Here is a 25,683-nt window from a genome sequence, read left to right as displayed (position 1 = left end):
AATAAATTATACTTAAAGTCAATTTTACACAATTTAATTGTGAGTTCAAGTAAATTAACCTAAAGATGTTACTTAAGATTAAAAGCACGCCAGGCGTTTTCACCGGCCAAAGTCACAAGCGACTTTGTTTGCGCAATCGTTTTTTCTAAGCTTTGTGGTTCAATAACAGTGCTAATGATCAAATCAATGGTTGTTGGTTGTTTGAGGTCGAACGCACGACTACCGACAATTGCGATGACTGGCTTTTGGAACTCTTTAGCGATTTGACTAACAATTAGTGGTAACTTACCATTTTGTGATTGGCCATCCATCCGGCCTTCACCGGTGATTACCAGATCGGCGGTACTGGCTGCCGTTTTAAAATCAAGTAAGCGGAGAATTTCCTGTGCCCCTGATCTTAAGGTAGCGTGAGTGAACGTAAGTAGAGCAAAACCAAGGCCACCAGCGGCCCCAGCTCCAGGGATGGCCTGTTTTTGTGTGTTTGTCGCGCGGCTTGCAAGTTTAGCAAAGTTGGCCACTAGTTGATCACATTGTGGTAGTTGTTCCCGCGTCAGGCCTTTTTGGCGGCCATAAACAAAAGTAGCACCATTTTTACCGGTGAGGGGATTTGTCACATCACTGAGGCCGGTAATTGTGATTTGTTGAAGGCGCGGATCAAGTTGGCTTAAATCAATTTGGGCTAATTGTTGTAGGCCAGTCAGTCCCGGGCCAACTTCTTGTCCGTATTTGTCAGTGAAATGACCACCAAGTGCTTGCAACATTCCAAGACCAGCATCATTGATTGCGCTACCCCCTAGTGCAATGTAAATGCGTTGAACATCCTGTTTCAAAACGAGTTTGATTAATTCACCGAGACCAAAGCTGGTTGCCTGAAATGGTTTTTTAATTGGACCAACTAGTGGAAGGCCTAGGACTTGCGCGACTTCAATAATGGCCGTCTTATTATCTAAGCGGCCGTAGTTTGCAGTTACGGATTTTCCCAACGGACCAGTAACCGTCGCTGTTTCTAAAGTACCACCTTGCTTTAAAAGGCTTGCCAAGGTGCCTTCACCGCCATCAGCAACTGGTAAAATGGTGGTAGAAACATTGGGGGCCAAACGTTGGATGCCAGTTTGGATGTAATTACCAATTTCTTGAGAAGTCGCACTGCCTTTAAACGAGTCAGCCGCAATTAAAATATTTGTCATCTAGAAATACTCCTTACTGTAAAAACTTAAATTTATGTTGAAGTGCTGCTACTAAACATTGTGCAGCCATTTGTGAGCCATTTTGATCAAGGTGAACTTGATCCGTATAGGTCAAATTCCAAGCTGAAGTTTCAATGATTTGCACCTGGTAGTGACGCCCAACTTGCCGGATAGTTGGTGCACAGCGTTGGCTAAAGGAAATTAAAATGACTAAGCGCGACCGGGAAAATTGGTGGCATAGGTTATCTAAAAGTTTAGCAAAGGCCCGTTTAACTTGTACTTGCTCAAGTCGCCAATCGTTAGTGCCAAGGTTAATGATGATTAGATCGCTTGCGGGAACTGGGCACATCGTTGTCGAATTAATTTTGTTATAAAAGTCAAGCGCGCTTGGAACGTGGCCTTGACCAGGCCGACAAATTCCAGCGGCACTATAAGCAATTCGCTGATCAAGCGCGCCGAAATATTCGGCGGTTAAAGCGGCGTAGCTAGTTTCAGCACGATAGTCAATTGCAGGTGTTTTGCCGGCAACCCAGCAACCAGCAGTAATAGAATCACCGATAAATGTGAACCGTGGGCCACCGGGCTTTACTGCCAGCAACGGTTCTGAACTATTAATTGCGATTAGCGAAAAACCTGCTGTGTTCGTCCAAACATTTGCCTGGTCAGTATTTCCGGACATCACAACTTGTAAATTAGTAGCGGCTGCTAAATAGAGTGTGATTGGTTTGTCACTGATAACCTCACGGTGGAAAGGCCGATTATTAACGCGCCAAGCAACAACTTGTGGTGTGGTCTGGCGAATAAAATACAGGTCAATTTTTGTTGGCTTTACAGCATGACAAAAAAATCCGGCGCCAAGATTGGTCGTGTAATTTTCCTGCCCAGTAGAGAGCCAGCGGCCGTAAAAATAGCATCCAGGAAAAGCAGTATTTGCGTTAGTTTTGATTAAATTTAGCATACAGCACGCTCCCTAGCACTATTATAAAGTTTTAAGGCAAATAAAAAAGTGTGCCGACTGAATTCAGTTGAGCACACTTTAATTGGTGGGCATAAAAGTTTTACTAGTGATTTTTGATTTCTTTAAGCAACGTTTGAGACTTATTTTTGTTAGTGCTTTTCTGACTAGCTTATTCTTTTCAAAACTTGTCAGCCACAATTAATTTGGGCGGCGTTTGGCGTCCACCATCATTTTCTTTGCTGCACATTTATAATCGCAAGCAGCGCATTTTCCTTGTTTAGATTTACGTAAGACCTTAACAATTTGCCAACCTGCAGTTGCGACAATTGCGGCCGTGATAACTAAATTAACGAATAAAGCCATAATTAATTTTCCTCCATTTTAGTTTGATCAGCGAAGTCCGATAAGTAAGCCACCTTGATAAATGAAGAAGGCGAGACCATAAGCAACTAGTAAACTGACAACAACTGAGTAAGCGGCCCATTTCCATGTGCCAGTCTCTGCCTTGATAATAGCAATTGTTGCAAAGCAGGGAATGTAAAGCAAGATAAAAACTAGAAAAGCGTAGGCCGATAATGGGGTAAACAAGTGAGCCAGCGCCGCAACCAACATTGAACGGCCAGCAGTATGGTAAAGCACCATTAGTGTTGAACCAACGACCTCTTTGGCCAGAACGCCAGTTAAAATAGCGCTGATGGCTTCCCATGAGGTGATGCCAATAGGATGGAAGAGGGGCAACAAACTACGGCCGATCAAAGCCGAAAAACTTTGCCCAACGTTTGTAGCAACACCAGATGGTCCAAGGTAGCTAAGCAACCAAATCATGACAGTCCCACCAAAAATAACGGTACCTGCTTTATGAATAAAGCCCTTACCCTTATCCCACGTTCCCTGTAAAATAATGTTGGCCTGTGGCATATGGTATTCCGGCAATTCAATCATAAAAACGGAAGTCTCTTCAGAATGGAAAACACTCTGGTAAATTTTAGCCAAAACTAAGGCAACCGCAATTCCTAAAAAGTAGAGCGACAAAACAATGGCTGCTTGGTGTTTACTAAAAAAGGCGGCAACGAAAAGACTGTAAATTGGCAAGCGCGCTGAACAACTCATATAGGGTGAAATTAATGTTGTGATCAGCCGTTCCTTAGGTTGTTCGATTGTCCGAGCCGCCATAATTCCTGGAACATTGCAACCAAAGCCGATAATTAAAGGGATAAAGGCCTTGCCATTTAAACCAACCAGTGACATTAATTTATCCATTACTAAGGCCGCACGGGCCATGTAGCCGGAATCCTCTAGTATCGAAATACAGGCAAATAACATAAAAATTTGGGGCATAAAAACCAGGACACCACCAACGCCGGCGATGATACCATCAACGATCAAAGAACGAAGAAAAGGGAGTGCCCCCAGCGTTGTTAATAATTGATTGGCGCTACTAGAAAGTGGGCCAGAAATAAATTGATCTAAAATATTTGATAATGGCGTTCCCACCCAATCAAAGGTTAATTTGAACATTAGAAAGAAGATACCGGCAAAGATTGGTAAACCAAGTACGGGATTGGTTACAACCCGATCAATTTTAGCCGTAATATCAGTAATTCGTGGATTTTGGGCCTGCTGGCGAGCTTCTTTTAAAGTTGCCTCAATAAATTCCAAGCGCGCTTGATAAATTTTGTCGGCAAAATGTTGCGCCTCATAGTACGGCTGTTGGTTAAGTAGTGGCGTCAGATTATTTTCTTTTGCATAGGTAATTACGGCCTTGTTAGCGTTCATAAACTGAATGGCCAGCCAACTGGCAAATTGTTCACCTAAATTATAGTTACGTTGCAAGCCACGAACAGCCTGCTTAATTGCCGTTTGAATGGCCGAGCTATATTCTAGCTTAAATGTATTGGGGGTTAAATCAGGCTCAGCTTGTAAGAACTGTTGCTTAAGATCCTGAACACCTTTATTACCCCGAGCATTTGTCGCGACTAGATTACAACCAAAGGCATGACGTAAAACATCAAGGTTATAGCTGATGCCTAATTTGCGCAAACTATCAATCATATTTAAGGCAATGATTGTTGGTTTACCAAATTCGAGCAGCTCAATGGAAAGCAGTAAGTTACGTTTAAGCTGAGCCGCATTAGCTACGTTGAGGATGATGTCTTGTGGTTCGTTAAGTAAAAAATTAGTTGCAACGGCCTCATCCTTCGTCAGCGGATTCAGTGAATAAACTCCGGGAAGGTCGACAACGGCTAGCTGGCTATTTTTAATGGCACCAACTTTTTTTTCAACCGTTACGCCGCTCCAATTTCCCATGTAAGCGTAGGAATCGGTTAAGCGATTAAATAGGGTTGTTTTCCCAGTATTAGGGTTACCAAATAGCGCAATTGTCGTCATAAGGTTCCCCCCTTTAGCTGGGCCACTAGTTGTCTGCGTAAACCGACACGTTGTTGATCGAAGGTGATGATAATCGGGCCGTTAAATGGATAACGACGAATAATCTTAACCTTCTTCCCAAGGGTTAACCCGAGATCACGTAAGCGATGCTGTGTTTTCTCGTCAAGTGCAGTTAAATCATGTATGTAAAACGTCTCTGAGGGCGTTTGCTTAAATAAAAACATAGGCTCAACTCCTAAAAAGCTGAATTAAATGACCAACAAAATGTGAACTGAATCGTTTATAGATCCATAAACAAAATTCATATTGTCATTATAAAGCAAAGCGCCTTTAATTAGTTGAAATTACGAAAACTAATTGACATTGAAAATCATTTGTAATCATTTTGTCATATTTAGACAAAAAATTATTTAATTTGAATCAGATTAAAAAAAAATTAATAAATTCTTAGATAACACGTCGTGACAGCTTCATAAAACTAATTAGTAACTTAAAAACTGACAGTTGGCCATTTTAAGCCATTTTACCAATAGTACTAAATGTTGGTTGAAAACGATTTTCTAGTCTAAATGTCTCAAACTGATGTTAGTTTTTAATATTGGTATACTATCTATTATATCAATTATGGCTTGCTTTCATTACTTTCTTTCATTAAAATGTCTACGTATAAGAGAGAGGGAATGAAAATGAAGACGTACTTTCAGCGAATTGGACGTTCATTAATGTTACCCGTTGCTGTTTTGCCTGCAGCAGCGATTTTAGAAGGTATCGGTCATATGCTGCCAAAGAATTGGGCAATCGCACAATTCTTGCAAGTTGGTGGAACGGCCATTTTAAGTTATTTGTCGTTACTGTTTGCTGTTGGTTTGGCGTTTGGCATGGCGGAAGATAAAGATGGGGCGGCCGCATTAGCGGGTGTGGTTGCCTATATTGTGCCGCGTTACATATTGATGCCAAAGAACGTTGCTTTATTGGAAGGGATTAAGGTAAGTCAGGTAGCACCAGCATTTACCGCAATCACTGATTCAAACGTTTTTATTGGTATTGTGGCTGGCCTGGTTGCAGCGGCGATGTATAATCGTTTTCATAAAGTTAAGTTGCCAATGGCGATTTCATTCTTTAGTGGTAAGCGATTAGTTCCCATTATGTCGGCCTTGAGTATGTTGGTCGTTACGGCGATCCTATTATTCGTTTGGCCGGTTGTCTACACTGCTTTAATTGCCTTTAGTAAATGGATGGTTGGACTTGGGCCGATCGGTGCCGGACTTTATGGATTCTTCAATCGGCTATTGATTCCAACTGGCCTACACCAGGCGTTAAATTCAGTTTTCTGGTTTAACGTTGCTGGTATTAATGATATTGGTAATTTTTGGGCAGGTACTGGGGTCAAAGGTGTTACCGGTATGTACCAGGCTGGATTCTTCCCGGTGATGATGTTTGGTTTGCCGGCCGGTGCCTATGCGATTTATAAAAATGCCTTACCTGAGCGTAAAGCAGAAACAAAGTCATTGATGATGGCTGCTGGTTTTGCCTCTTTTTTTACCGGGGTCACTGAACCACTAGAATTTTCTTTCATGTTTGTGGCTTGGCCACTTTACTTGTTACACGCCGTTTTCACTGGGTTGTCACTAGCGTTTGCAGCATTTATGCATTGGACTGCTGGGTTTGCGTTTAGTGCTGGGCTCGTGGATTATCTACTCAGTTTTAGAATGCCCCTAGCAAACATGCCTTACATGTTATTGGTTCAGGGTGTTGTGATGGCCGTTATTTATTACTTTGGCTTTAATTTTGCAATTCAACGATTTAATTTGATGACGCCAGGTCGTGAGCCGTTAACGGATGCGGATGAATTAGTGGATGATGACCCTGACGATGATAAATTTACCCGCCAGGCTAAACGAATTTACGCCGCAATCGGTGGCAAGGATAATATTAAGGTGATTGACAACTGTACAACGCGGTTACGATTACAATTACAAGATACAAAGAAAGTTAATCAACCAGTTGTTAAAGCTGCCGGTGCCGCCGGAATCAACGTTTTGGATCAACATAATATTCAAATCGTCATCGGTACAGAAGTTCAATTTGTTGCCGACGCCTTAAGCCAGTTATTTAATACCGGAGCACCAATGAGGGCCTTAGCAACCTCGGCCGAACCTGTGGCAAGTGCCAGTGTGACAGCAACGCCAGCAGCTAAAGTAAAAAGCGTAACGGAAGACTTCTACGCGGTGGCTAGTGGTGAGGCAATGTCGATTACCAAAGTTGCTGATTCTACCTTTGCGCAGAAGATGTTAGGCGATGGCTACGCAATTGAACCAACCTCTGGGCAGATTGTGGCGCCAGTGGACGCTGAAGTCACGAGCATTTTTCCAACTAAACATGCGATTGGCTTCAAAACTGCTGCTGGGTTAGAAGTTTTACTTCATATGGGAATTAATACAGTTGAGTTAAAGGGAGCGCCATTTACGATTGCAGTGACTGAAGGGCAAAAAGTGAAACACGGTGATTTAGTTGCTACGGCCGATTTAGCGGCAATTAAGGCCGCCGAAAAGGAAACAACAATGATGGTTATTTTAACGAATATGCCACTGGTTGCTAGTGTTGACCTTAAACAAGAATCAGGTCAAATTGAGGCAGGTCAAGCTATTGCCGAAGTATCAACAAAATAAAGTAGCCATAAAAAATTGATTTAAAATTTAAGGGAATTAATTATTAGGTTTTTAGATGTTAGTGCGCCAAAAAGACAGACTAAAAACGAATAATTGGTTCTTTTTTTTGTAGGAAAGCACTTAATAAATAGGAAGAAAAGGCTTTTTTAGGATTTTAATTGTGATGAAAAAATTGGTCTAAACCATTGCAATCAATTTTAGGATGATTTAAACTGTGTTTACAGATAAAGGATTGTTACCGCAGATTATGTGGGCAAAACCTGATAAGCCAGTTGTTAGCCGTAATGAAAGCGGTTATCCAACTGATTTTATCAGGCTTTTATACTTTTTGGGTGAACAATCTATTCAGGGGGAGTGATTCATGAAGATTAAAAAAATTTTCAATAATAATGTATTACTCGCTGAACAGGATCATCATGAAGCTGTTTTGATCGGTAAAGGTTTAGCATTCCAGAAAAAAGCAGGTCAGGAAGTTGATGAAACTAAGGTTAGCAAAATCTATGCACCAACAGAAGAAAAATGGCTTGGTATTTTTCGAGATTTGATGCAGGATATTTCACCTGAATATTTTGAAGTTTCTTCGCAAATTATTGAATATGCAGAGCAACTATTGAATACGAAATTTAATGAATACCTGTTGATTGCACTTACCGATCACATTCATTTTGCGATTGTCCGGCAAAAAAAGAAAATTGTGATTCATAACGAAATGCTTTGGGAAATTCAACGGATATACCAGCAGGAATACTTGGTTGGACAACGGGCGCTGGAGATTATTCAGCAAACGTTTAATATTCAACTACCTGATGATGAAGCCGGGTTCATTGCCTTTAAATTTGTTGAGAACAGCATGGGCCGAGGCAATGAAGATGAGACGTTAGCGATGACCAAGTTGATTAACGATGTTTTAAATATTGTCAAATATCAACTAAAGATTGATTTTAAAACTGAGTCAATTAGTTATCAGCGGTTCTTGGTTCATTTGCGCTTTTTCGCGGAACGAATTACTAAAAAGGGGCCGGTAGTCGATAAGACGGATGATGACCATTTCTTATTTGACCATATTGCCCAGAAATATCCTGACGCATTCACTTGCGTTGAGAAGATTAAAGCATTTATTGAGCAGTCAATGAACGAAACGATTTCAATGAATGAACAAGTCTACCTCACAATGCACATTCAGCGTGTGGTGGATGAAGGATAATTTTATAAGTAACGGGATTGTAACTAATTCGATTAGGCAAAACCCAAATATGTAGTTGCTTGTGTCAGGGCAACTGGATATTTGGGTTTTTATTATTTTAGAGAGGTGATCATTTTGGATTATAAAGCATTAGCTGGTGAAATTTTAAAAGACGTCGGCGGGAAAGAAAATATTAATTCAGCGTGGCATTGTGCAACACGAATACGGTTTAAGCTTAACTCTGAAGATAAGGCACAAACTAAAAAGATTGAGGATTTAGATGGTGTTATTACCGTCGTTAAAAGTGCCGGCCAGTACCAAGTCGTTATTGGTAACTCGATTGCCAAAGTGTTTGACGAATTAGCGGATCAGGCCGGAATTGATAATCCAGATGACGCTACGGAGGCCCAAGCACCAGCACAAGACGACAAGTCTCAATCTAAAGGCAAAAACCTACTTAATCGTTTCATTGCGTTTATTTCAGGTATTTTTACACCATTCTTGGGTGCCTTAGCCGGTGCCGGGATCTTAAAAGGGTTGTTGGCCCTATGTGTTGCCTTTAATTGGTTAACCGTTTCTAGTGGGACGTACAAGATTCTTTACGCAGCCGGTGACTCAATTTTTTACTTCTTACCAATATTCTTGGCCTTCACGGCTGCCAAGCAATTAAAGGTTAACCAGTACGTCGCTGTTGCGTTGGCCACCTCGTTACTCTATCCAACATTGGTTACTGCTGCGACTAACGGTCAAACATTGCGGTTTCTGGGCATTCCAGTGGTTCCAACGACGTATACGTCAACCGTTATTCCAATATTGTTGGCCGTTTGGGCATTATCTTATTTAGAACCATTTTTGGATAAAATATTCCCGGATGCCATTCGGAATATTTTCACGCCATTAGTTTCACTAATCATCATGGTGCCTTTAACGTTAATCGTTGTTGGACCAGTTGGTGCGACAATTAGTAATTTATTAGCTAAGGGTGTCTTCGGTATTTATAATTTTGCACCTATTTTGGCTGGAATGATCATGGGTGCTTTCTGGCAAGTCTTCGTCATTTTCGGTGTTCACTGGACGTTTGTCCCGTTAATGATGAATAACATTTCCAAGATGGGCTATGATCCATTGCTGCCAATCTTGAGTGCGGCCGTACTTTCTCAGGCTGGCGCTGCACTTGGCGTTTTCTTGAAATCAAAAGATAAAAAAATGAAGTCATTGGCTGGTTCTGCCAGTGTTACCGGTATTTTTGGTATTACTGAACCAGCTATTTACGGGGTTACTTTAAAGCTGAAACGACCATTTGTTTGTGCCGTTATTGCTGGTGCCATCGGTGGTGGTATTATTGGTGGATTCCAAGTTCATGCTTCATCATTCACACTACCAAGTCTATTGTCATTACCAACGTACCTCGGCAAAGGTTTTATTGGTGAAATTACCGGCCTACTAGTTGCCTTTATTTTGGCCACTGTTTTAACGTACATCGTTGGCTTTACAGAAGATACGAGTACCGATTCTGAGTCAACTAAGGCCGATTTGCCAACTAGCAAGGGAACTGAAACCATCTTAGCACCTGTTGAAGGAACAATTATTCCTTTAACGAGTGTCAAGGATGAAGTATTTGCTTCCGAAGCAATGGGCAAAGGTTTAGCAATTGTACCAACGAATGGCTTAGTTAAATCACCCGTTAACGGGACTGTAACAGCCGTTTACCCAACAGGCCACGCGATTGGTGTCACTTCTAATGAAGGCGCCGAGATTTTGGTTCACATCGGGATTGATACAGTTAAACTTAATGGTAAATATTTTGAAACATTAGTTAAGCAAAATGATGTTATCAAGCAAGGACAATCATTGGTTAAATTTGACCGTGAAAAGATTGCGGATGCAGGTTACGATACAACTGTGATGGTCATTGTTACCAATACTAATGATTACGCAGACGTTAAACCAACTTCTGCTACTGAAGCGAAAAATAATTGGTTGTTAAATTTAAGTGCAAAAACAGAAAATGCAGATCAAGGAGTGGTACAAAATGTATAAGACGACGTTTCCTAAACAGTTTCCAGATGATTTCCTCTGGGGTGGTGCGACAGCCGCCAATCAAGTTGAAGGTGCTTGGAATGTGGACGGCAAAGGTTTAACAACCGCCGAAGTTGTTCGTAAGACAACTGACCGTAAACACATGTCAATGGACGATGTTGACAAGGAGTCGATTCAGGCTGCTTTAGCGGATAAGTCCGCTGCCGATTATCCAAAACGACGGGGTGTTGATTTTTACCATCACTATAAAGAAGATATCAAATTATTTGCTGAAATGGGTTTTAAGGTTTATCGTTTTTCCATTGCTTGGTCACGAATCTTTCCTAATGGTGACGATGCACAGCCAAACGAGGCTGGGTTGGCTTTCTACGAGAAGGTCATCGATGAATTGGCCAAATATGATATCAAACCATTAGTGACACTTTCACATTATGAGATGCCAATTGCTTTGACGTTAAGGCAAAATGGTTGGCTGAGTCGCGATACGATTAAGGCGTTTAATCATTTTACTGAAACCGTCTTTAAACGGTTTAAGGGCAAAGTACCATATTGGTTGACGTTTAACGAAATCAATACCGGAACGTGGGGCTTCCACGCAACTGGGGTGCTGGACAGTCATGAAACGCGAGCAAAGCAATTGCAGATGCGTTACCAGGCATTGCACCATCAGTTTGTTGCAAGTGCCATTGCAACAAAACAGTTACGTGAGATTGATCCCAAGGCTAAAATGGGTTGTATGCTAGCTCGAATGCAAACATATCCTGGAACACCCAACCCAGTGGATGTCCGCGCGGCACAACTTGAGGATGATAAAAACCTATTCTTTACGGATGTTCAAGCACGTGGTGAGTATCCAGAATATATGAACCGTTATTTTGCCGAAAATAAGATTGAAATTAAGATGGCAGCGGACGATGAAGCCATCTTAGCCAAATACCCAGTTGATTTCATTAGTTTTAGTTACTATATGACAACTGTCACTAAGGCGGATGAAGGCGAACAAGTAAACGGAAATATGGCAACTGGTGGCCGGAACCCATATTTACAAGAATCAGATTGGGGCTGGCAAATTGATCCAATTGGTTTACGCGTTACGCTAGATGAAATGTGGGATCGTTACCGAAAGCCACTGTTCGTAGTAGAAAATGGTCTCGGTGCTGTTGATCAATTAACGTCGGACGGTAAGGTGCATGATGATTACCGAATTGATTATTTACGTCAGCATATCCAGCAAATGAAGGAAGCCACTGAAGATGGTGTTCAGTTAATGGGTTACACAATGTGGGGACCAATTGATTTGATCAGCTTCTCAACCTCAGAAATGTCCAAGCGGTACGGCTTCATTTATGTTGATCAGGATGATCAAGGCAAAGGTAGCTTAGATCGAATTAAAAAGGATTCCTTCTACTGGTATAAAAAAGTTATTGCGTCAAACGGTGAGGACTTAACTGATTAAGTAATAACTGAAGGTACATGAAAAAACACTACTGAATTTAATTAAATTCAGTAGTGTTTTTTCATGTATTTGGTTTATTTTCGCTAATTGAGCACGTCTAAAACAATTCAGTAATAAAATACCGGCAAAAATTAGGTCAATCTAAACTGCGATTCGGACTTCAGTTTATTTTAGTCCGATCGACACCTTGTCTAATGAAGCAAGCAATGGTCCTCAGTGCAGAAATAGACGCTAAGCAATTTTCCAAATACTTTTAGTTAATTAAGGTAGTCAGGAAAATTATTCTGATCAATCGTATAGTCCCGCTCAACTGGATGGTGACCTAATTTATTAAGAAAACTTTCAATTAAGCCTTGAATAGATACCTGTCGATTAAGCAGTGCAATTGCCTCACTGGTAACAGTAAGCGACATCGTTAACTGACGATGTAATTGTGTAATATTGAAGCGCCGATCTTTGGTTGGGACTTTAATTTCGTTAATGGCAAAGAAGCCGTAATAGTAATTTAGCAAATCAAGCAGACCTCTCTAAATTAATTTAGTATTATTATATGATAAATATATACTAATGATACAAAAAGTGCAATAGTAATCTAATTAATTATTAGAGAACCTTCTTCAAGACACATTAAAAATGTATCTTGAAACTATTTGTTGTTGCTATTCGAAGAGGTATATGGAAAAGTAACTTCTCCGGATAATTTAATGTAAGCGTGTTTAAAAAGTCAGAACTTAACTATTTTTTTAATTCTACTAATCGCGAGAGAACAACCGTGACCAGAAGCCCTTTTTGGTTTCGGTTGATTGAGTTTGCATATCTGCCAGTGTTCGTGGCTTATTATTGGCCTCTGTGTTAGCTGGTGTGGTCGCTGCTGAGTTGGCAGTAGTAGTTGCTTCGCTACTAGTCGTCGACTTACGTACCTCAATTGCCTTCAGCAGGTGTTCGTACTTATCGTTTGTTTCATCTAACTGCTCTTGCAACTTTTTGAGTTGGCCAACAACTTCAGTGTTTTGGTCAGATAGTTGTTTTAATGTATAAAGTACCGGCGCTAAATTATCATTGTCAGTAGAGTTGTCGGGAGTTGCCGCTGAGGCCTCTGCCGGCAAAGTTGATTTTGCAGGAGTTGCAGTGCTACTAGTAGGTGCTTCAGAAATAATCTGTTGACCGAATACTTCACTAATAGCGTTTTTCAAAGTTTTATTGTGTTCTTTTTTTATGATATTTACTTGTGCCAAATCAGTGATATTTTGAGCACTATAGAGACGGCCGTTATTTTGATCACGATGGAAGTAATCAGTTCGATGTGTGACTTTTTCGACTAAACCTGAATAGGAACGCAGGGTTTGCGGACTGATGTCAAGTTGATCTGCAGTTTGACGTGGCGTCTGGTATTCTTGACCCGCAACATTTTTCATTATAATCACCTTTACTCCAGAAATTAGCGCGCTTAAAACGCCGCTTAACTTATTATAGCGCATCAAAAAGCGACTGTCAGGGCTTTTTTGATAAATAGTTTTATTTAGAGTGGGCCTGACGATAAAAACTAATAATAGCCATGACGACAACAAAGAAAAAGCTAAAGAAAACGGCAATTGCCTTAGCGAGGCCTGCTATACCAACAATTTCTAGCGCACAGTAAAGGGCAAAATAGGCAATAACATTAACGAGCAAACTGCCAAGACTATTAATTTTTAGTGTCGTGTAGATACTTACGGCTAAAAAACCAATAATGCAGAGACTAATCAACAACATAGCAAACACCTCAAATTGAAATTTTTATGGTAGAAATATTTTCAAAAGTAGCAAGTCGTTAGTGTACTTTTGACCATTATAAAACAATGATCACTTTCAGCTTAACAGGAATTTTCATTATTTGCGATAATTTTGTAAGTCAGGTAGCGTGTTGGGTTAGTCCGCTCGATATCGTTAGTAATCCTCAATTGCGGAGTAGAAGCTAAACGCTTTTTCCAACACGCTCTAGGAAGTTTAACTCGTTCAATGATTTCAGCAAGGTATGCTAAAATGAATGTAAGCGTGTAATTAATGGAGGAATCTTAAATGTATAAAATGATCGTCTGTGATATGGATGAAACTTTACTAGATAATCAGGCCAAAATTTCAAAGAAGAATGAGCAGGCTATTAAGGCCTTTACGGCACAGGGTGGCCACTTTGTGTTAAACACAGGTAGAAGTTTTTTATCTGTGCAAGATAATCTAAAGCAGCTAGGTTTAATCGATAAGCCGAATCAATACGTGATTGCCTATAATGGTGGTGCCATTGTTGAAAATCGCGCCAACCAGATTCTAACCGTTAATCAAATGCCTTTTGAAACTGTCAAACAGATTTTTGATTACGCCGTTAAACGGAACGTCACTGTTCATATTTACGCCGTTCAAGGTCTGTATATGTGGCGTCCAAGTGACCAAGAACTTCATTATATTAAGCAACGGGTTGCTGATTTCGACATTTTAACATCATCTAATATTGATGGCCTAAAGCAGCAGCCATTGGTTAAAATTTTGTATCAGGCCGATGATCCTGCATTTAGAAAAGAATTAAGCCAAGCGGTAGCTGCACTACTGCCAGATGAACTAACGATTACTTTTTCCTCTAATCGTTACGTTGAGTTTAACCCTGCCGGCATTGATAAGGGAACAGCAACTTTACAGTTAGCTAAGCAATTACGGGTAAAGCCAAGTGAAATTATGGCAATCGGGGATAATAGTAATGATTTGGCCATGTTAAACGCAGCTGGACTCGGCGTTAGTGTTCAAAATGGTACCGCGGCTGTAAAGCAGGCCGCTGGTTACGTCACACAGGCCACTAATAATGAAAGTGGTGTGGCCGAAGCGCTAGAAAAATTTGCATTAATCTAATAAGAGTGTCTCAAAAAGCGCCTAGGTTCCGAGCATTAGCCTAGCTTGCCGAATTATTCGCGCAGCGGATAATTTGGTGAGCGTAGCTAAGCACAGGAATCTGCTTTTTTAGACACGTTTCCAGCAAATTAGAGTGTCTCAAAAAGCGCCTAGGTTCCGAGCATTACTGACGATGTCGATCGGACTAGGATGAACCGAAGTCCGAGTCGCAGCCTAAGAAGGATTTTCTCAGGCAGGCTTAGGTTAAATCAATCAAGAAAATAGTAACAGAAATGATTCCTAAACACAGTCTGACTAGATGTCCAGGTGGAAGACTTTAAGGCGGACACTAAAAACACTCCCTGAAATTAATTAATGATCTAATTTCAAGGAGTAGTAATGGTGTTAAAAAATTTAACGTTCTATCTGTAGCCTATTTAGATTTTTGTTGAAATTATTTGCCTAAGTAACCAATAGCCATCCCGAAAATCAGGATAATTAAAACAATTGTTGTGATCACAACGTAAAGCAGGTCACGTTCTTTAAAAAAGGCGTAAATTGAAACGACAACTCGTAAAACGGGCGTTAGAATAAGTGCAAAAAGACCAAGCATAATGATGGCGTAGGGTTTAAACTGGGCGATTCCGCGAAAGATTGCGCCAAAATGGGTAGGAAAACTACCGGCCGGATAGCCTGATTTACCAGTGATTAAGAGGGCTAATAGACCCACACCAATAATAATAGCGGAGATGATCACGCCAATTTGTAAAATGACACCGATTAACTTTTCAACTTGATTCATTTCTTGTTGCATTTTCGTTGATTGTTTCATAGTTAAATTGTCACCCCGAATCCTTTGAGAACCATCTCAAGGCCCATATAACCAATGATCGGAATAAAGATAATTCGGATCCAGCGTGGCTTTAGGCGCTGCATAATACGCGTTCCGATTGTTGCGCCAAACAAAACACCAAGTGCTAACGGTGCGGCAATCTGCGGTTTGATTGAGCCATTAAAGAAATAAACGGTTGCGCTTGCTGCCGCTGTAACGCCCATCATTAGATTACTGGTAGCACTGGAAGGCTTTAGCGGCATTTTCATGAAAGTATCCATTGCCATCACTTTGAAGGCACCACTGCCGATTCCTAATAGGCCGCTGGCAAGTCCAGCACCAAACATGACGGTAAAGCCAGCGGGTACATTTTCAACTTGATAATCAACTTGCTTTTTTAGTGCTTTATCATAGTAGCTACTGTTGAGTCTCAATCGTTGCGCGATTTTGTCAGGTTCCACTTTATGGAGGACCTCGTTACCGGATTTTAATTTGCCGTACATGTTCCAAGCTGAAAATAAAAGGAGTAAGCCAAAAAGAATGAACAAAAAGCCGGTGTGAACAACTCCGACTAGAACTGCACCGATAATTGCCCCGACAGTCGTTGCGATTTCAAGAAACATAGCAACTCTTAAATTAAGCAGTTCATCTTTGACGTAGGCGATGGTTGCGCCTGAGCTAGTGGCAATGACGGAAATAATACTGGCACCGATGGCGTATTTAATATCGAGTCCAAAAGCCAACGTGAGAACAGGGGTGATGATAATACCGCCACCAATTCCTAGAATAGCACCAAGAATACCGGCGAGTACGCCGACACAAAGAATGATGACAACTGAGTGAATCATAAGGATTACCTTCTTTACAAAATAATTGCGAAAAATATTACCAAAGTAAGGGTACATCATAAAAATTAATTTTTTAGACATGTATCCGCTAAGAAGTGGTTGAAAAAGCGGTTAGATTCTACTCCGCAATTGCAGATTATTACGCTAGAACGTGCGCCAAAAGTCTGATTCACGGGCCTAACTACGGGAAGTTGCTTTTCAAACACGGTTCCACTAAATTAGCCAGAGAGAAACTAATAAAGATAATTTCCAAACACGGCCTAGATAGTTAAATATTTCTAAAAAAATAATTCTGAAACCATTATTACAATAGCATAGAGTTTTTAATATTAAAAATTCTAATCAACTATTTTGCTGTATTATGGTTAAGTAATAAGGTTAATCTAAAATGAAATAAGTGGCATGCAAACAAATTAATGAATCAACGTTAATCCAGTGGTATTTTGGAGTGGAATTTGAATGATCCTTCCACGATGCTCCGACCATTAAGAAAGAAGTGAGAATGTAAATGATGAAAATAATTAAGTTACCGTCACTTTGGCTACTAGCGGCCTGGCTATTTTTATTTTGTCAAAGTTTTTACGCTAATTATAGTTGGTATATCTCGTTAGTTTATGGCATTCTAGTTCTGGTTTGGATTTTTATTGTTATTAAGGATTATCGCAAACTTGGTAAATAGTTCGCAAAGAAAAGCTAAATCAAAATTTAACTAGTTGATGCAGCTTACCAAAGAAGGGGCTTCGGTAGTTTTGTTTGAGTATTAGACCGAATACTTACTTTGCGCTAAACTAAAAGGTAATTACAAAAAAGGAGTGCTTAATGTGTCTAAGCGCGTGCGCAATATATTAATAAATACTTTGATTGGCGTATTATTAGTCGTTGGTTTAGTTTTAATCTTTAATGAACCAATTAAGAATTGGGTCATTAAAGAGGTTGGCCAAAATAGAGTAGAGCAAGTAACAAAGACTAAAATCGCTAAAAATGAAAAGAAGAAAACAACCTTTAATTTTAAACAGGTAAAATCGTTGGGCGTTAATCAAGTGGCCCATGCAGCAGTTCACCAAAACGGGCTCTTAGTGATTGGCAAATTGAGTATTCCTAGCGTAGGAATGCATTTGCCGGTTGTGAAGGGACTGTCCAATGATGCACTAGCAACTGGTGGGGCAACGATGAAGTCTGGCCAGAAAATGGGTAAACGGAATTACGCGCTGGCTGGTCACTATATGTTGAATAACGGAACAAATCTTTTTTCACCACTTGATAATATCAAGTTGGGGGATGCCGTTTATTTGACGAACTTGGAGCACGTGTACCGTTATCGGGTAACAATGAAGAAGGTTGTTAATCCTTACGCCACTAGTTTGGTTAATGATGTGCCCGGTAAGAAGATCGTGACGTTAATTACCTGCGCTGATGGTGGGGTTAACCGCCTGGCTGTTCGGGGGAAATTAGTTCAAGTAACCAAGGCCAATAAACAAACGCTGGCCATTTTCAATAAAAAATAACTTAAAATATTTTTAATAAATCTAGTTTAGTAGCGTTTAAAAAGCAAGCAAATTATGTTTTTTAAGCCTAATTATTTACAACCGATTTTGAAGTTACAGCTTAGTAGAAAAAAGAAAATGAAGTGAGACAAAAGTCGGTTTTGGGTTTACGTTCTAAAGTAATGATCTGAAATAGTAAGGGGCCAGGACTTTTGTCCAGGCCCCATTTTTTTACACCGTGATTTGAAAATTCTCTGGTTGGACACTGGCCGACGTTAGTAAGTTGCTTGGAATACCTAATTGTCTGGCCGTAGCGACTTTAGCAAGTAATTCAAAGTAGACTTGCTGTTTTGCTTCGGCCGCAGTGAGCGCAAAATCAGTAAATTGACGACCAGAAAAATAATATTGATATTGGAAGCCACTTGTTTTTGGAGAAATGAAGCCACTTTTTAGCCAATTATTAAAATCGGCCTGGTATTCGGGGGTTACGGTTTGTAAGTGGATAGCAAACGATAACTTATTCGAACTAACAGAAATAGCCGAGTTCTGTTTTTGCGGCAATTGAAGCTCGATCTGGTTGAGATCCTGCCGGAAAAGTTGGACATCAGTGCTGTTAAACAAATGACGGTCGGAAAAAATAACTGGAAAATGCAATAAAAATTGACCAATTAAGTTAGACTCACGGAAAAATTGAACCGATTTTTTGGCGGCCAGTAGTTTGTAGGTCAATTGTTGTTGCTTGATAAAAGCTAAAAAATCTTGGTAAGTTTGCAGTAATTGTCTGGCGTAACGATAAGCCGGTTCGTCGATTTGGTAATTAGTGATGTTGGCAAGTATTTCGGGTACACCAAATAATTTAGCGCAAAGTGTGCGGTGGTTACCATTGCCAGTCAGAATGTATTGTTTGGTGTGGTTTGCTTGAAAACAACTCATTTCGGCTAGGCCTTCACCGTTGTGGGCCGTTTCGTTAGAGGCGTAAAAGTTGACGGTACCTGCATATTGGCGGGCGTCAAGTACATCAAAATTTTTGCGCAGCTTGTTTTCGTGGAGTACGGCAATTTGATTTGCTAGGCACAAGTGGTCCCAGAATGACAGGCCATTGATTCCACGATTGATGGCGACCACTTTTGAAAGTGGCACCAATGTCGTGCTCTCTTTTTTTGTAGGATGGTAGTAATGGTATAAAAAAGTCTCAAGGTTGTTTTGTTTAGAATTTTTGGCCGCAGTGACCGCCGCCATGCTCACACCCCGTTGGAGTAAGAAATCACGTAAATGGGTGCTGCTATCTAAAGGATATTTCACTGATTAATTGCCTCTATATCTATAAAATAAAAAATTATTTGGATTTTAAATGCTGTGCCAAATTTATTTCAGTTTAACCTTCTGAAGTAAAATTTGAACAAAAGGCGGTACTCGAACTGACTTTGGACTAGAATGAACGTGAAGGGATGGCGGTACTCATGGAAATTCAACTGGGTGATATTACGAAATCAAGGGTCGACGCAATCGTTAACGCTGCTAATACTAGTTTACTTGGTGGTGGCGGTGTTGATGGTGCAATTCACCGTGCTGCCGGGCCGAAGTTATTGGCCGCTTGTCGCAAGTTTAACGGCTGCCCAACTGGTGAAGCCCGAATTACACCTGGTTTTTTATTACCGGCCAAGTTTGTAATTCACACACCGGGACCGATTTGGCACGGTGGGCAGCAGCATGAGGCACAGTTACTTCGAAATAGTTACCAAAATAGTTTGGCGTTGGCCGAAAAATATGCCTGTCAAACGGTTGCCTTTCCATCAATCAGTACGGGAGTTTACGCCTATCCGCTAGCCGATGCGGCCAATATTGCCGTAGCAACCATCCAAGACTTTTTAAAGCGCTCAAAACAGATTCAACAAGTAACGATGATCTGCTTTGACGAAGTAACAATGCGTGCTTATCAGAGGGCCCTAGCCGATTACTTAAAAAATACCGGTAAATGAGTGATTGTGGTAGACTGATAATTAAGTAGAAGACAATTAATAGTTGAATAGCCGGTGTTTTTAAGTACGAAAGGAAGAGTGTTTTAGAATGAGTGAGCATAAATTAAGTGACTTTGCAGAACAGATTATCCAATATCAAAAGAAACATGATTTAACTGATAATGAAATGGCGTTTTCCAGCCACGTTTCGGTTGAGCGGATTCATGATATTAAATCTAATGAAGTCGAACCAAATGCGGACGAAATTCAGCGCTTGAAAGAATTCATGGGTGGAAATTAAAAACTAGTCTTACCGCAGAATACCTTAATAAGAATCCATGAAGAACGGGGCTTTTGTTTTGAAACTACTTTTGTGAGTGTTTCAAAACTAAAGCAGATCCTTCAAGACGCAAAAATTTAGGTGCCTTTAAAACTACTTTTTAAATAAAAAAAACAGCCACCAAAGTAGTTGGGGTGACTGTTTTGGCACTCATAAAGAGTGCGGACGTGTTAAACACGTTTCGGACTCGAAGTCCGATAAGGTCTGGCACCTTATATGAGTACTATAGCACGTTTATTTCTGTTTGGATAGTGTAGCGAAGCAGGGCCTAAACGTCGTTCGATATAAACGCTAGGCTTTAATTGATTTATCCGGTTTATTAGTATTTGTGTGGCGGGCCAAAGCATCCTTCATTGCTCGGCGAATGAGGTTGGCAGTGACATTGGCTGATGGTTGTTCATCTGTTCTAACGGTGATAACTTTTCGAAAATTTTCTTCTGATAAGCGCATGATCTATTCCATCCTTTCTAAAATTGATTTAGAAAATAAAAACGCCCCTTAGCTTGTTAGCCGAAGAAGCGTTTGGAATCTCACGTTTAGCTCCTTATCTCTTCAGCTTGTTGCTGCTGGAATTAGCACCTTGCTCATACAAGTAGGTTGCTGTGTTCTCACCGGGCCAGTTCCCTAAAACACTCTGGATAAGACGTCTTTATTTTTCTACCTTCAGAATAGCAAGTCGGCAGTTGAAATGCAAGCGTTTTTTTATCTGCACGTATAATGTAATTGGCGGAGGAATATTAAATGATTAAAATGATTGCTTTGGATCTGGATGGTACATTGTTAACGTCGCAGCGGACAATTAGTTCACGAACACAGCAAGTACTTTATCAATTGCGGCAACACGGAATATATATTGTGTTATGCACTGGCAGGGCAATTAATGCAATTGTGCCCTATTTAAATGACCTGAATTTATTTCAAGCGGATGATTTCTCAATTAATTTTAATGGTGCAGTTGTTAGCAACAATGTGACCCAAGCGGCCTTAGTACAGCGTGCGCTTAGTAAAGATGATCTGCGACCATTATATCGGTTGGCACAAAAAATTCAGGCGCCACTAGATGTACTTGATTTTAAGCGCGTTTATTCACTGAGTGATTTACCTCAATCGACTTATCAAGCGGCGTTAGGTCAATTACTAGAGTTTGTGCCAACAACTTTTGCAACATTATCGGCGGGCCCCTTTGCTAAAGTCGTTTCGAAAAGTAACGCGAAAATGACGGACCAATTAGCCTTACAAATTCCGGAAGTGTTTCAGCACAAGTTTCACATTGTGCGCTCGCTGCCCAATGAACTTGAATTTCTTAAGCCTGGCGTTGATAAGGCAACAGGCCTAAGCCAATTACTGACCCACCTTAACTTGTCACCGGCTAATTTGATGGCTTTTGGTAATGAGCAAAATGATATTGGCATGTTGCAGCTGGCCCAGGTGGGAGTTGTTATGGCAAACGCACCCGCAGCCATTAAAACCTATGGAACGGCACTGACAACCAGCAATGATGAAGATGGCGTGGCGGACTTTTTAACGCATTACTTCACTTTCTTAACGTAAAAGATTATTATTTGTGGTTTTTAGCAATAACTAATTATTATTGTGGCGTAGAATCTGGGCATCATTCAAAACATTTCTTAAGTTAAATTACCATGAGATAAATGATTTAAACCTGTAAATAATAAAATGTGGTTGACAGCGATAAATGATGATGTTATTCTTTATACATTAATTATGAAAATTAAATGAGAACATGAAGACGAGAAGAGTAGTTGATGAGAACGAGACAAGCGAGTCCTAATTGGTGGAAGAGGACCTTGATCAAGTCGATGAAGATGATCTCTGAATGGTGTCGTTGAGCAATAGCTAGGCGACAACGGTTGTGCCCGTTAACAGCACGACAGTCTAGGTATCATACTGTACTGTCAGAGTCTATTTTTGCGAAAGAATAGAAAAGTAAGGTGGCACCACGAAATTTAACAGTTTCGTCCTTTGGTTAGGACGGAACTGTTTTTTTATTGGTTAAAAATGAGGAGGAAGTTAATATGGTAAAGAGTAGTAATGCTGGTTATCCACGAATTGGTGAAAAGCGCGAATGGAAGTTCTTACTGGAACATTTATGGGCAAACAAAATTGATGAAACAGAATTTTTAGAAGGCACTAAAGCACTTCGGTTAGCTAATTTAAAAAAGCAGCAGACTGCCGGTGTCGATTTAATTCCAGTTGCCGATTATTCTAATTATGATCACGTTTTGGATACAGCAGCGGCCTTTGGTGTCGTTCCACAGCGTTTCGGTACCTTTACAAGCAAATTGAGTTTAAGTGATTACTATAATATTGCCCGGGGAACTAAAGATGCTGTAGCCGCCGAAATGACTAAATGGTTCAATACAAACTACCATTACATCGTTCCTGAACTAGATCATGTTCATTTTCAATTACTAGATAATCGATGGTTGACTTATTACAAGGAAGCTAAGGCTGAATTAGGAATTGACGGTAAGCCAGTCATTTTGGGCCCAGTTAGCTTCTTGAAGTTAAGTAAAGTTAATGATGAATATGTTCGTGGTGAATTACTTGACCAGTTGTTGGCTGAACTTTTGCCACTATACGTTCAGATTTTCAAAGAATTAGCTACTGCCGGTGTTAAATGGGTTCAATTAGATGAACCAACCTTAGCCACTTTAGCGGATAAAAAAGAAATTCAACTTTATAAAAAAGTTTTAGAAACACTGCATGAAGCAGCCCCAGAAGTTAAAATTTTAGTTCAAACTTACTTTGCGGCCGTTGACTATTATCAAGATATTGTCAACTTACCAGCTGCTGGTTTTGGACTTGATTTTGTTCACGATCATGGTGAAAATCTCAAGGCCCTTCAAACAAATGGCTTCCCTGAAGGCAAGGTTTTGGCCGCTGGTATCGTGGATGGCCGAAATATTTGGCGTAGTGATTTAGCTAAGAAGCAAGAATTAGTCGCCAAGATTGAGCAAGCTGTTAAATCGGATCAGCTTTGGTTGCAGGCTTCTAATTCATTACTTCATGTGCCAATCACCGTTAAAAATGAGGCCAAACTTGATCCAGTAATTAAGGGCGGCTTGGCATTTGCTGATGAAAAAATAGCTGAAATTGTAACCTTGACCAAGGGTGCGAATGGTGTCGATATTACGGCCGAATTAGCGGACAGTAAAAATGCATTGGATCGATTGAATCAATCGGAACACCGGAATAACGCTAAAGTTAAGGAAGCCGTTCAAACTATTCTAGCTTCTAAAACGGAGCGTCATTCAGCCTACCCACAGCGGGTTAAGGCTCAAAGCGTTTTGAACTTACCGGTTTTACCAACAACAACAATTGGTAGTTTTCCCCAATCACCTGAAGTACGGTCCCACCGAAAAGCTTGGCGTAAGGGTGATTTATCCAATGAAGCCTACCAAGAATTTCTGGATAAAGAAACTAAGCGTTGGATTAAAATTCAAGAAGATTTAGATATCGATGTTTTGGTTCACGGTGAATTTGAACGAACTGACATGGTTGAATATTTCGGCCAGAAATTAAAAGGTTTCACCACAACCCAAAATGGTTGGGTTCAAAGCTATGGTTCACGTTGTGTTAAGCCACCATTAGTTTTCGGTGACGTTCAGTGGACGGAACCAATCACGGTTCGTGACACCGTTTTTGCACAAAAACAGACCGATCGTCTAGTTAAGGGCATGTTAACTTCCGCTGTTACTATTATTAACTGGAGTTTTGTTCGTGATGATTTACCAAAGAACTTAGTTGCTGATCAGATTGGTTTGGCTCTGCGTCATGAAGTTAAGGCCTTGGAAGATGCCGGCATTAAGATTATTCAAGTTGATGAACCAGCTTTGCGTGAAGGATTACCGTTAAAGCCACGCTACCGTCAAGAGTATTTGGATAATGCAGTTAAAGCCTTCAAGATTACCACAACTGGCGTTAAAGATGAGACACAGATTCATACGCATATGTGCTATTCTGATTTTGAGGATATCTTACCAGCAATCAGTGCCTTGGATGCTGATGTCATCTCAATTGAATCGTCACGCTCTAAAGGCGAAAGTATCAAGGCCTTTGAACAAACTAAATACGATAAGCAAATTGGATTAGGTGTTTACGATATTCATAGTCCAAGAATTCCTTCAGTTGAAGAAATTGAACAGAATATTAATCGTGCGTTAAAAGTTATTGATGTTCATCAATTCTGGATTAATCCAGATTGCGGCTTAAAGACACGTAAAGAGGCTGAAACAATTCCTGCTTTGAAGAACATGGTCCAGGCGCGCAATAATGTCCGTGCTAAATTAGGCGTAAAAGAATAGTCGAAAATTGAAAATTTAAATCAGAAGTGTGGCAAAATGAATTTTGTCACAGCAAAAAGGACACCGTCTGGGGAGAGGGTGTCCTTTTTTGTCTGCTTTAAATTTCTTTTTGTTGGTAGGTGACAACCTTACCATTAACAATCTGATCACATAATTCTGGGTAAGAAATACCATCAGCGACTGCTTCTTGAGGTAGCAAGGAAAGTGGCGTCATACCAGGCAACGTGTTGGCCTCGATGACAAAGATACCATCAGCGTTAACGAAGAAATCAATCCGACCGTAATTTGCCATTTCCAGCACTTTAAAAGTCTTTAAAGCAATTGATTTCATCTCTTCATGAACGTCGTCGGGTAAATCTGGCGGAGTCACAAAGGTTGTCTTGTTATCTTGAAATTTATGTTCAAAGTCATACCAACCATCATTAACCTTGATTTCAATTCCAGGTAAGGCAATACCATTGACGATTCCCAGTGAAAACTCACGGCCACTGATGAATTCTTCAACTAAGGCCTCGTTATCGAAACGAAATGCATCGGCAAGCGCTGCGTTAAGTTCATTAGCATCATGAGCGAAATGCATACCGATTGAGGAACCACCAGAAGTCGGTTTAACAACGACGGGAAAGCCAAAATCCATTGGTGGGACCTCGGCGTCATTTTTCGAAACAGCAACGTAACGCGCTGTTTTAATCTTGTTTTGGAACAATAGTTCTTTGGATATTTTTTTATTCATTACCATGGCAGAAGATAACGGATCGCTACCAGTGTAACGGACGTCAAAAGTATCAAGAACAGCTTGAACTTTACCATTTTCACCGTCTTCACCATGAAGACCTAGAAAAACGATATCTGCGGCCTGACAAATTTTTAAAACGTTTGGTCCAAATAATCCCCGGGTCCCATCCGTTCGTAATTTGTTGATTGCCGCGTTGGTTAAAATCTCGTCACTGATCACTTTGGGTTGTGGAGCGGGTTTACGGTCAAAGACCTCGTCAATGTTTGTCACATCTTGGAGCTGATCCCCCAAAAATAGATCGATTAAAACTGCTTGATGTCCTTTTTCGCGTAAAGCGTTGGTAATTTTTATGCCGGAAGATAACGATACATTTCGCTCTGGGCTCCGGCCACCTGCTAATACAACAATCTTCATAATTTA

General features: G+C 40.5%; 25 protein-coding genes, 1 riboswitch and 1 other annotated feature. Of the genes, 12 read left to right on the top strand and 13 right to left on the bottom strand.

Going from position 1 to position 25,683, the window contains the following annotated elements:
• Positions 1-68: 68 nt before the first annotated feature.
• The 5 genes from EKM98_RS00305 to EKM98_RS00285 form a co-directional block, all read right to left on the bottom strand.
• Complete coding sequence (locus tag EKM98_RS00305; protein WP_068226064.1) at positions 69-1,187, bottom strand: glycerate kinase family protein; 1,119 nt, start codon at positions 1,185-1,187, stop codon at positions 69-71.
• A gap of 13 nt (positions 1,188-1,200) precedes the next feature.
• Entirely contained in the window at positions 1,201-2,145 is a 945-nt protein-coding gene (locus EKM98_RS00300; RefSeq protein WP_068226065.1) for an SGNH/GDSL hydrolase family protein, read from the bottom strand.
• Between the two features lie 198 nt (positions 2,146-2,343).
• A complete protein-coding gene (locus EKM98_RS00295) occupies positions 2,344-2,508 on the bottom strand; it encodes a FeoB-associated Cys-rich membrane protein (protein ID WP_075168941.1) in 165 nt (54 codons plus the stop codon).
• Between the two features lie 27 nt (positions 2,509-2,535).
• Positions 2,536-4,533 carry a ferrous iron transport protein B gene (gene feoB, locus EKM98_RS00290; protein ID WP_125979646.1) on the bottom strand — a complete coding sequence of 666 codons (1,998 nt, stop codon included), beginning with the start codon at positions 4,531-4,533 and terminating at the stop codon, positions 2,536-2,538.
• Positions 4,530-4,757, bottom strand: coding sequence for a FeoA family protein (locus EKM98_RS00285; RefSeq protein ID WP_068226066.1), 228 nt, complete (start codon positions 4,755-4,757; stop codon positions 4,530-4,532). The genes feoB and EKM98_RS00285 overlap by 4 nt, the downstream gene beginning before the upstream one ends.
• A gap of 462 nt (positions 4,758-5,219) precedes the next feature.
• On the opposite strand from EKM98_RS00285, the gene nagE reads away from it, so the two are divergent.
• The 5 genes from nagE to EKM98_RS00265 all read left to right on the top strand — a co-directional run bounded on the left by nagE (position 5,220) and on the right by EKM98_RS00265 (position 11,881).
• Positions 5,220-7,202, top strand: a complete 1,983-nt coding sequence (nagE, locus tag EKM98_RS00280; protein ID WP_068279612.1) for an N-acetylglucosamine-specific PTS transporter subunit IIBC — start codon at positions 5,220-5,222, stop codon at positions 7,200-7,202.
• Positions 7,203-7,416: 214 nt separating this feature from the next.
• A complete protein-coding gene (locus EKM98_RS12030) occupies positions 7,417-7,560 on the top strand; it encodes a hypothetical protein (protein ID WP_156520008.1) in 144 nt (47 codons plus the stop codon).
• 3 nt (positions 7,561-7,563) lie between these two features.
• Positions 7,564-8,406, top strand: coding sequence for a BglG family transcription antiterminator LicT (licT, locus tag EKM98_RS00275; RefSeq protein WP_068226068.1), 843 nt, complete (start codon positions 7,564-7,566; stop codon positions 8,404-8,406).
• Between the two features lie 114 nt (positions 8,407-8,520).
• The gene (locus tag EKM98_RS00270; protein ID WP_125979644.1) at positions 8,521-10,425 is read left to right on the top strand and encodes a beta-glucoside-specific PTS transporter subunit IIABC; all 1,905 of its coding nucleotides are present in this window, start codon (positions 8,521-8,523) and stop codon (positions 10,423-10,425) included.
• Positions 10,418-11,881: a glycoside hydrolase family 1 protein gene (locus EKM98_RS00265; RefSeq protein ID WP_068226070.1), complete on the top strand. Its 1,464-nt coding sequence runs from the start codon at positions 10,418-10,420 to the stop codon at positions 11,879-11,881. The genes EKM98_RS00270 and EKM98_RS00265 overlap by 8 nt, the downstream gene beginning before the upstream one ends.
• Before the next feature lie 257 nt (positions 11,882-12,138).
• On the opposite strand, the gene EKM98_RS00260 is transcribed toward EKM98_RS00265, so the two are convergent.
• The 3 genes from EKM98_RS00260 to EKM98_RS00250 form a co-directional block, all read right to left on the bottom strand.
• Positions 12,139-12,393: a hypothetical protein gene (locus EKM98_RS00260; RefSeq protein ID WP_068226071.1), complete on the bottom strand. Its 255-nt coding sequence runs from the start codon at positions 12,391-12,393 to the stop codon at positions 12,139-12,141.
• 240 nt (positions 12,394-12,633) lie between these two features.
• Positions 12,634-13,296, bottom strand: a complete 663-nt coding sequence (locus EKM98_RS00255) for a MerR family transcriptional regulator (protein WP_125979642.1) — start codon at positions 13,294-13,296, stop codon at positions 12,634-12,636.
• A gap of 100 nt (positions 13,297-13,396) precedes the next feature.
• Positions 13,397-13,633, bottom strand: coding sequence for a hypothetical protein (locus EKM98_RS00250; protein ID WP_068226073.1), 237 nt, complete (start codon positions 13,631-13,633; stop codon positions 13,397-13,399).
• A gap of 306 nt (positions 13,634-13,939) precedes the next feature.
• Here EKM98_RS00250 and EKM98_RS00245 point away from each other — a divergent pair, with 306 nt between their 5' ends.
• Positions 13,940-14,758 carry a Cof-type HAD-IIB family hydrolase gene (locus EKM98_RS00245; protein ID WP_125979641.1) on the top strand — a complete coding sequence of 273 codons (819 nt, stop codon included), beginning with the start codon at positions 13,940-13,942 and terminating at the stop codon, positions 14,756-14,758.
• A gap of 433 nt (positions 14,759-15,191) precedes the next feature.
• On the opposite strand, the gene EKM98_RS00240 is transcribed toward EKM98_RS00245, so the two are convergent.
• Both EKM98_RS00240 and EKM98_RS00235 read right to left on the bottom strand, forming a co-directional pair.
• Positions 15,192-15,569, bottom strand: a complete 378-nt coding sequence (locus tag EKM98_RS00240; RefSeq protein ID WP_125979639.1) for a DUF1634 domain-containing protein — start codon at positions 15,567-15,569, stop codon at positions 15,192-15,194.
• A gap of 2 nt (positions 15,570-15,571) precedes the next feature.
• Complete coding sequence (locus tag EKM98_RS00235) at positions 15,572-16,417, bottom strand: sulfite exporter TauE/SafE family protein (protein WP_068226076.1); 846 nt, start codon at positions 16,415-16,417, stop codon at positions 15,572-15,574.
• Between the two features lie 508 nt (positions 16,418-16,925).
• On the opposite strand from EKM98_RS00235, the gene EKM98_RS12025 reads away from it, so the two are divergent.
• Entirely contained in the window at positions 16,926-17,096 is a 171-nt protein-coding gene (locus tag EKM98_RS12025; protein WP_156520010.1) for a hypothetical protein, read from the top strand.
• Between the two features lie 142 nt (positions 17,097-17,238).
• Positions 17,239-17,922, top strand: a complete 684-nt coding sequence (locus EKM98_RS00230) for a class A sortase (protein WP_125979638.1) — start codon at positions 17,239-17,241, stop codon at positions 17,920-17,922.
• A gap of 210 nt (positions 17,923-18,132) precedes the next feature.
• Here the strand turns inward: EKM98_RS00230 and EKM98_RS00225 are convergent, their stop codons facing one another.
• Positions 18,133-19,203 carry a hypothetical protein gene (locus tag EKM98_RS00225; RefSeq protein WP_125979636.1) on the bottom strand — a complete coding sequence of 357 codons (1,071 nt, stop codon included), beginning with the start codon at positions 19,201-19,203 and terminating at the stop codon, positions 18,133-18,135.
• 158 nt (positions 19,204-19,361) lie between these two features.
• On the opposite strand from EKM98_RS00225, the gene EKM98_RS00220 reads away from it, so the two are divergent.
• Both EKM98_RS00220 and EKM98_RS00215 read left to right on the top strand, forming a co-directional pair.
• Positions 19,362-19,880: an O-acetyl-ADP-ribose deacetylase gene (locus EKM98_RS00220; protein ID WP_263853832.1), complete on the top strand. Its 519-nt coding sequence runs from the start codon at positions 19,362-19,364 to the stop codon at positions 19,878-19,880.
• An 88-nt stretch (positions 19,881-19,968) separates the two neighbouring features.
• Positions 19,969-20,160: an LBP_cg2779 family protein gene (locus EKM98_RS00215; RefSeq protein WP_068226080.1), complete on the top strand. Its 192-nt coding sequence runs from the start codon at positions 19,969-19,971 to the stop codon at positions 20,158-20,160.
• Between the two features lie 330 nt (positions 20,161-20,490).
• Here the strand turns inward: EKM98_RS00215 and EKM98_RS12020 are convergent, their stop codons facing one another.
• Complete coding sequence (locus EKM98_RS12020) at positions 20,491-20,649, bottom strand: hypothetical protein (RefSeq protein ID WP_164512637.1); 159 nt, start codon at positions 20,647-20,649, stop codon at positions 20,491-20,493.
• 91 nt (positions 20,650-20,740) lie between these two features.
• Positions 20,741-20,844: riboswitch (SAM riboswitch) on the bottom strand.
• A 96-nt stretch (positions 20,845-20,940) separates the two neighbouring features.
• On the opposite strand from EKM98_RS12020, the gene EKM98_RS00210 reads away from it, so the two are divergent.
• Together EKM98_RS00210 and metE are read left to right on the top strand one after the other, a co-directional pair.
• The gene (locus EKM98_RS00210) at positions 20,941-21,750 is read left to right on the top strand and encodes a Cof-type HAD-IIB family hydrolase (protein ID WP_125979633.1); all 810 of its coding nucleotides are present in this window, start codon (positions 20,941-20,943) and stop codon (positions 21,748-21,750) included.
• Positions 21,751-21,937: 187 nt separating this feature from the next.
• Positions 21,938-22,186 (top strand) — a binding site (T-box leader).
• Positions 22,187-22,235: 49 nt separating this feature from the next.
• A complete protein-coding gene (gene metE / locus EKM98_RS00205) occupies positions 22,236-24,527 on the top strand; it encodes a 5-methyltetrahydropteroyltriglutamate--homocysteine S-methyltransferase (RefSeq protein ID WP_100070534.1) in 2,292 nt (763 codons plus the stop codon).
• Between the two features lie 97 nt (positions 24,528-24,624).
• On the opposite strand, the gene EKM98_RS00200 is transcribed toward metE, so the two are convergent.
• Positions 24,625-25,677: a D-alanine--D-alanine ligase family protein gene (locus EKM98_RS00200; RefSeq protein ID WP_125979631.1), complete on the bottom strand. Its 1,053-nt coding sequence runs from the start codon at positions 25,675-25,677 to the stop codon at positions 24,625-24,627.
• Positions 25,678-25,683: the final 6 nt, after the last annotated feature.

It is taken from the genome of Loigolactobacillus iwatensis (genome assembly GCF_003950295.1).
Classification (GTDB): Bacteria; Bacillota; Bacilli; order Lactobacillales; family Lactobacillaceae; genus Loigolactobacillus; species Loigolactobacillus iwatensis.
The sequence above is the reverse complement of the archived record's forward strand: the minus strand, read 5'-3'. Positions and strand labels throughout refer to the sequence as shown.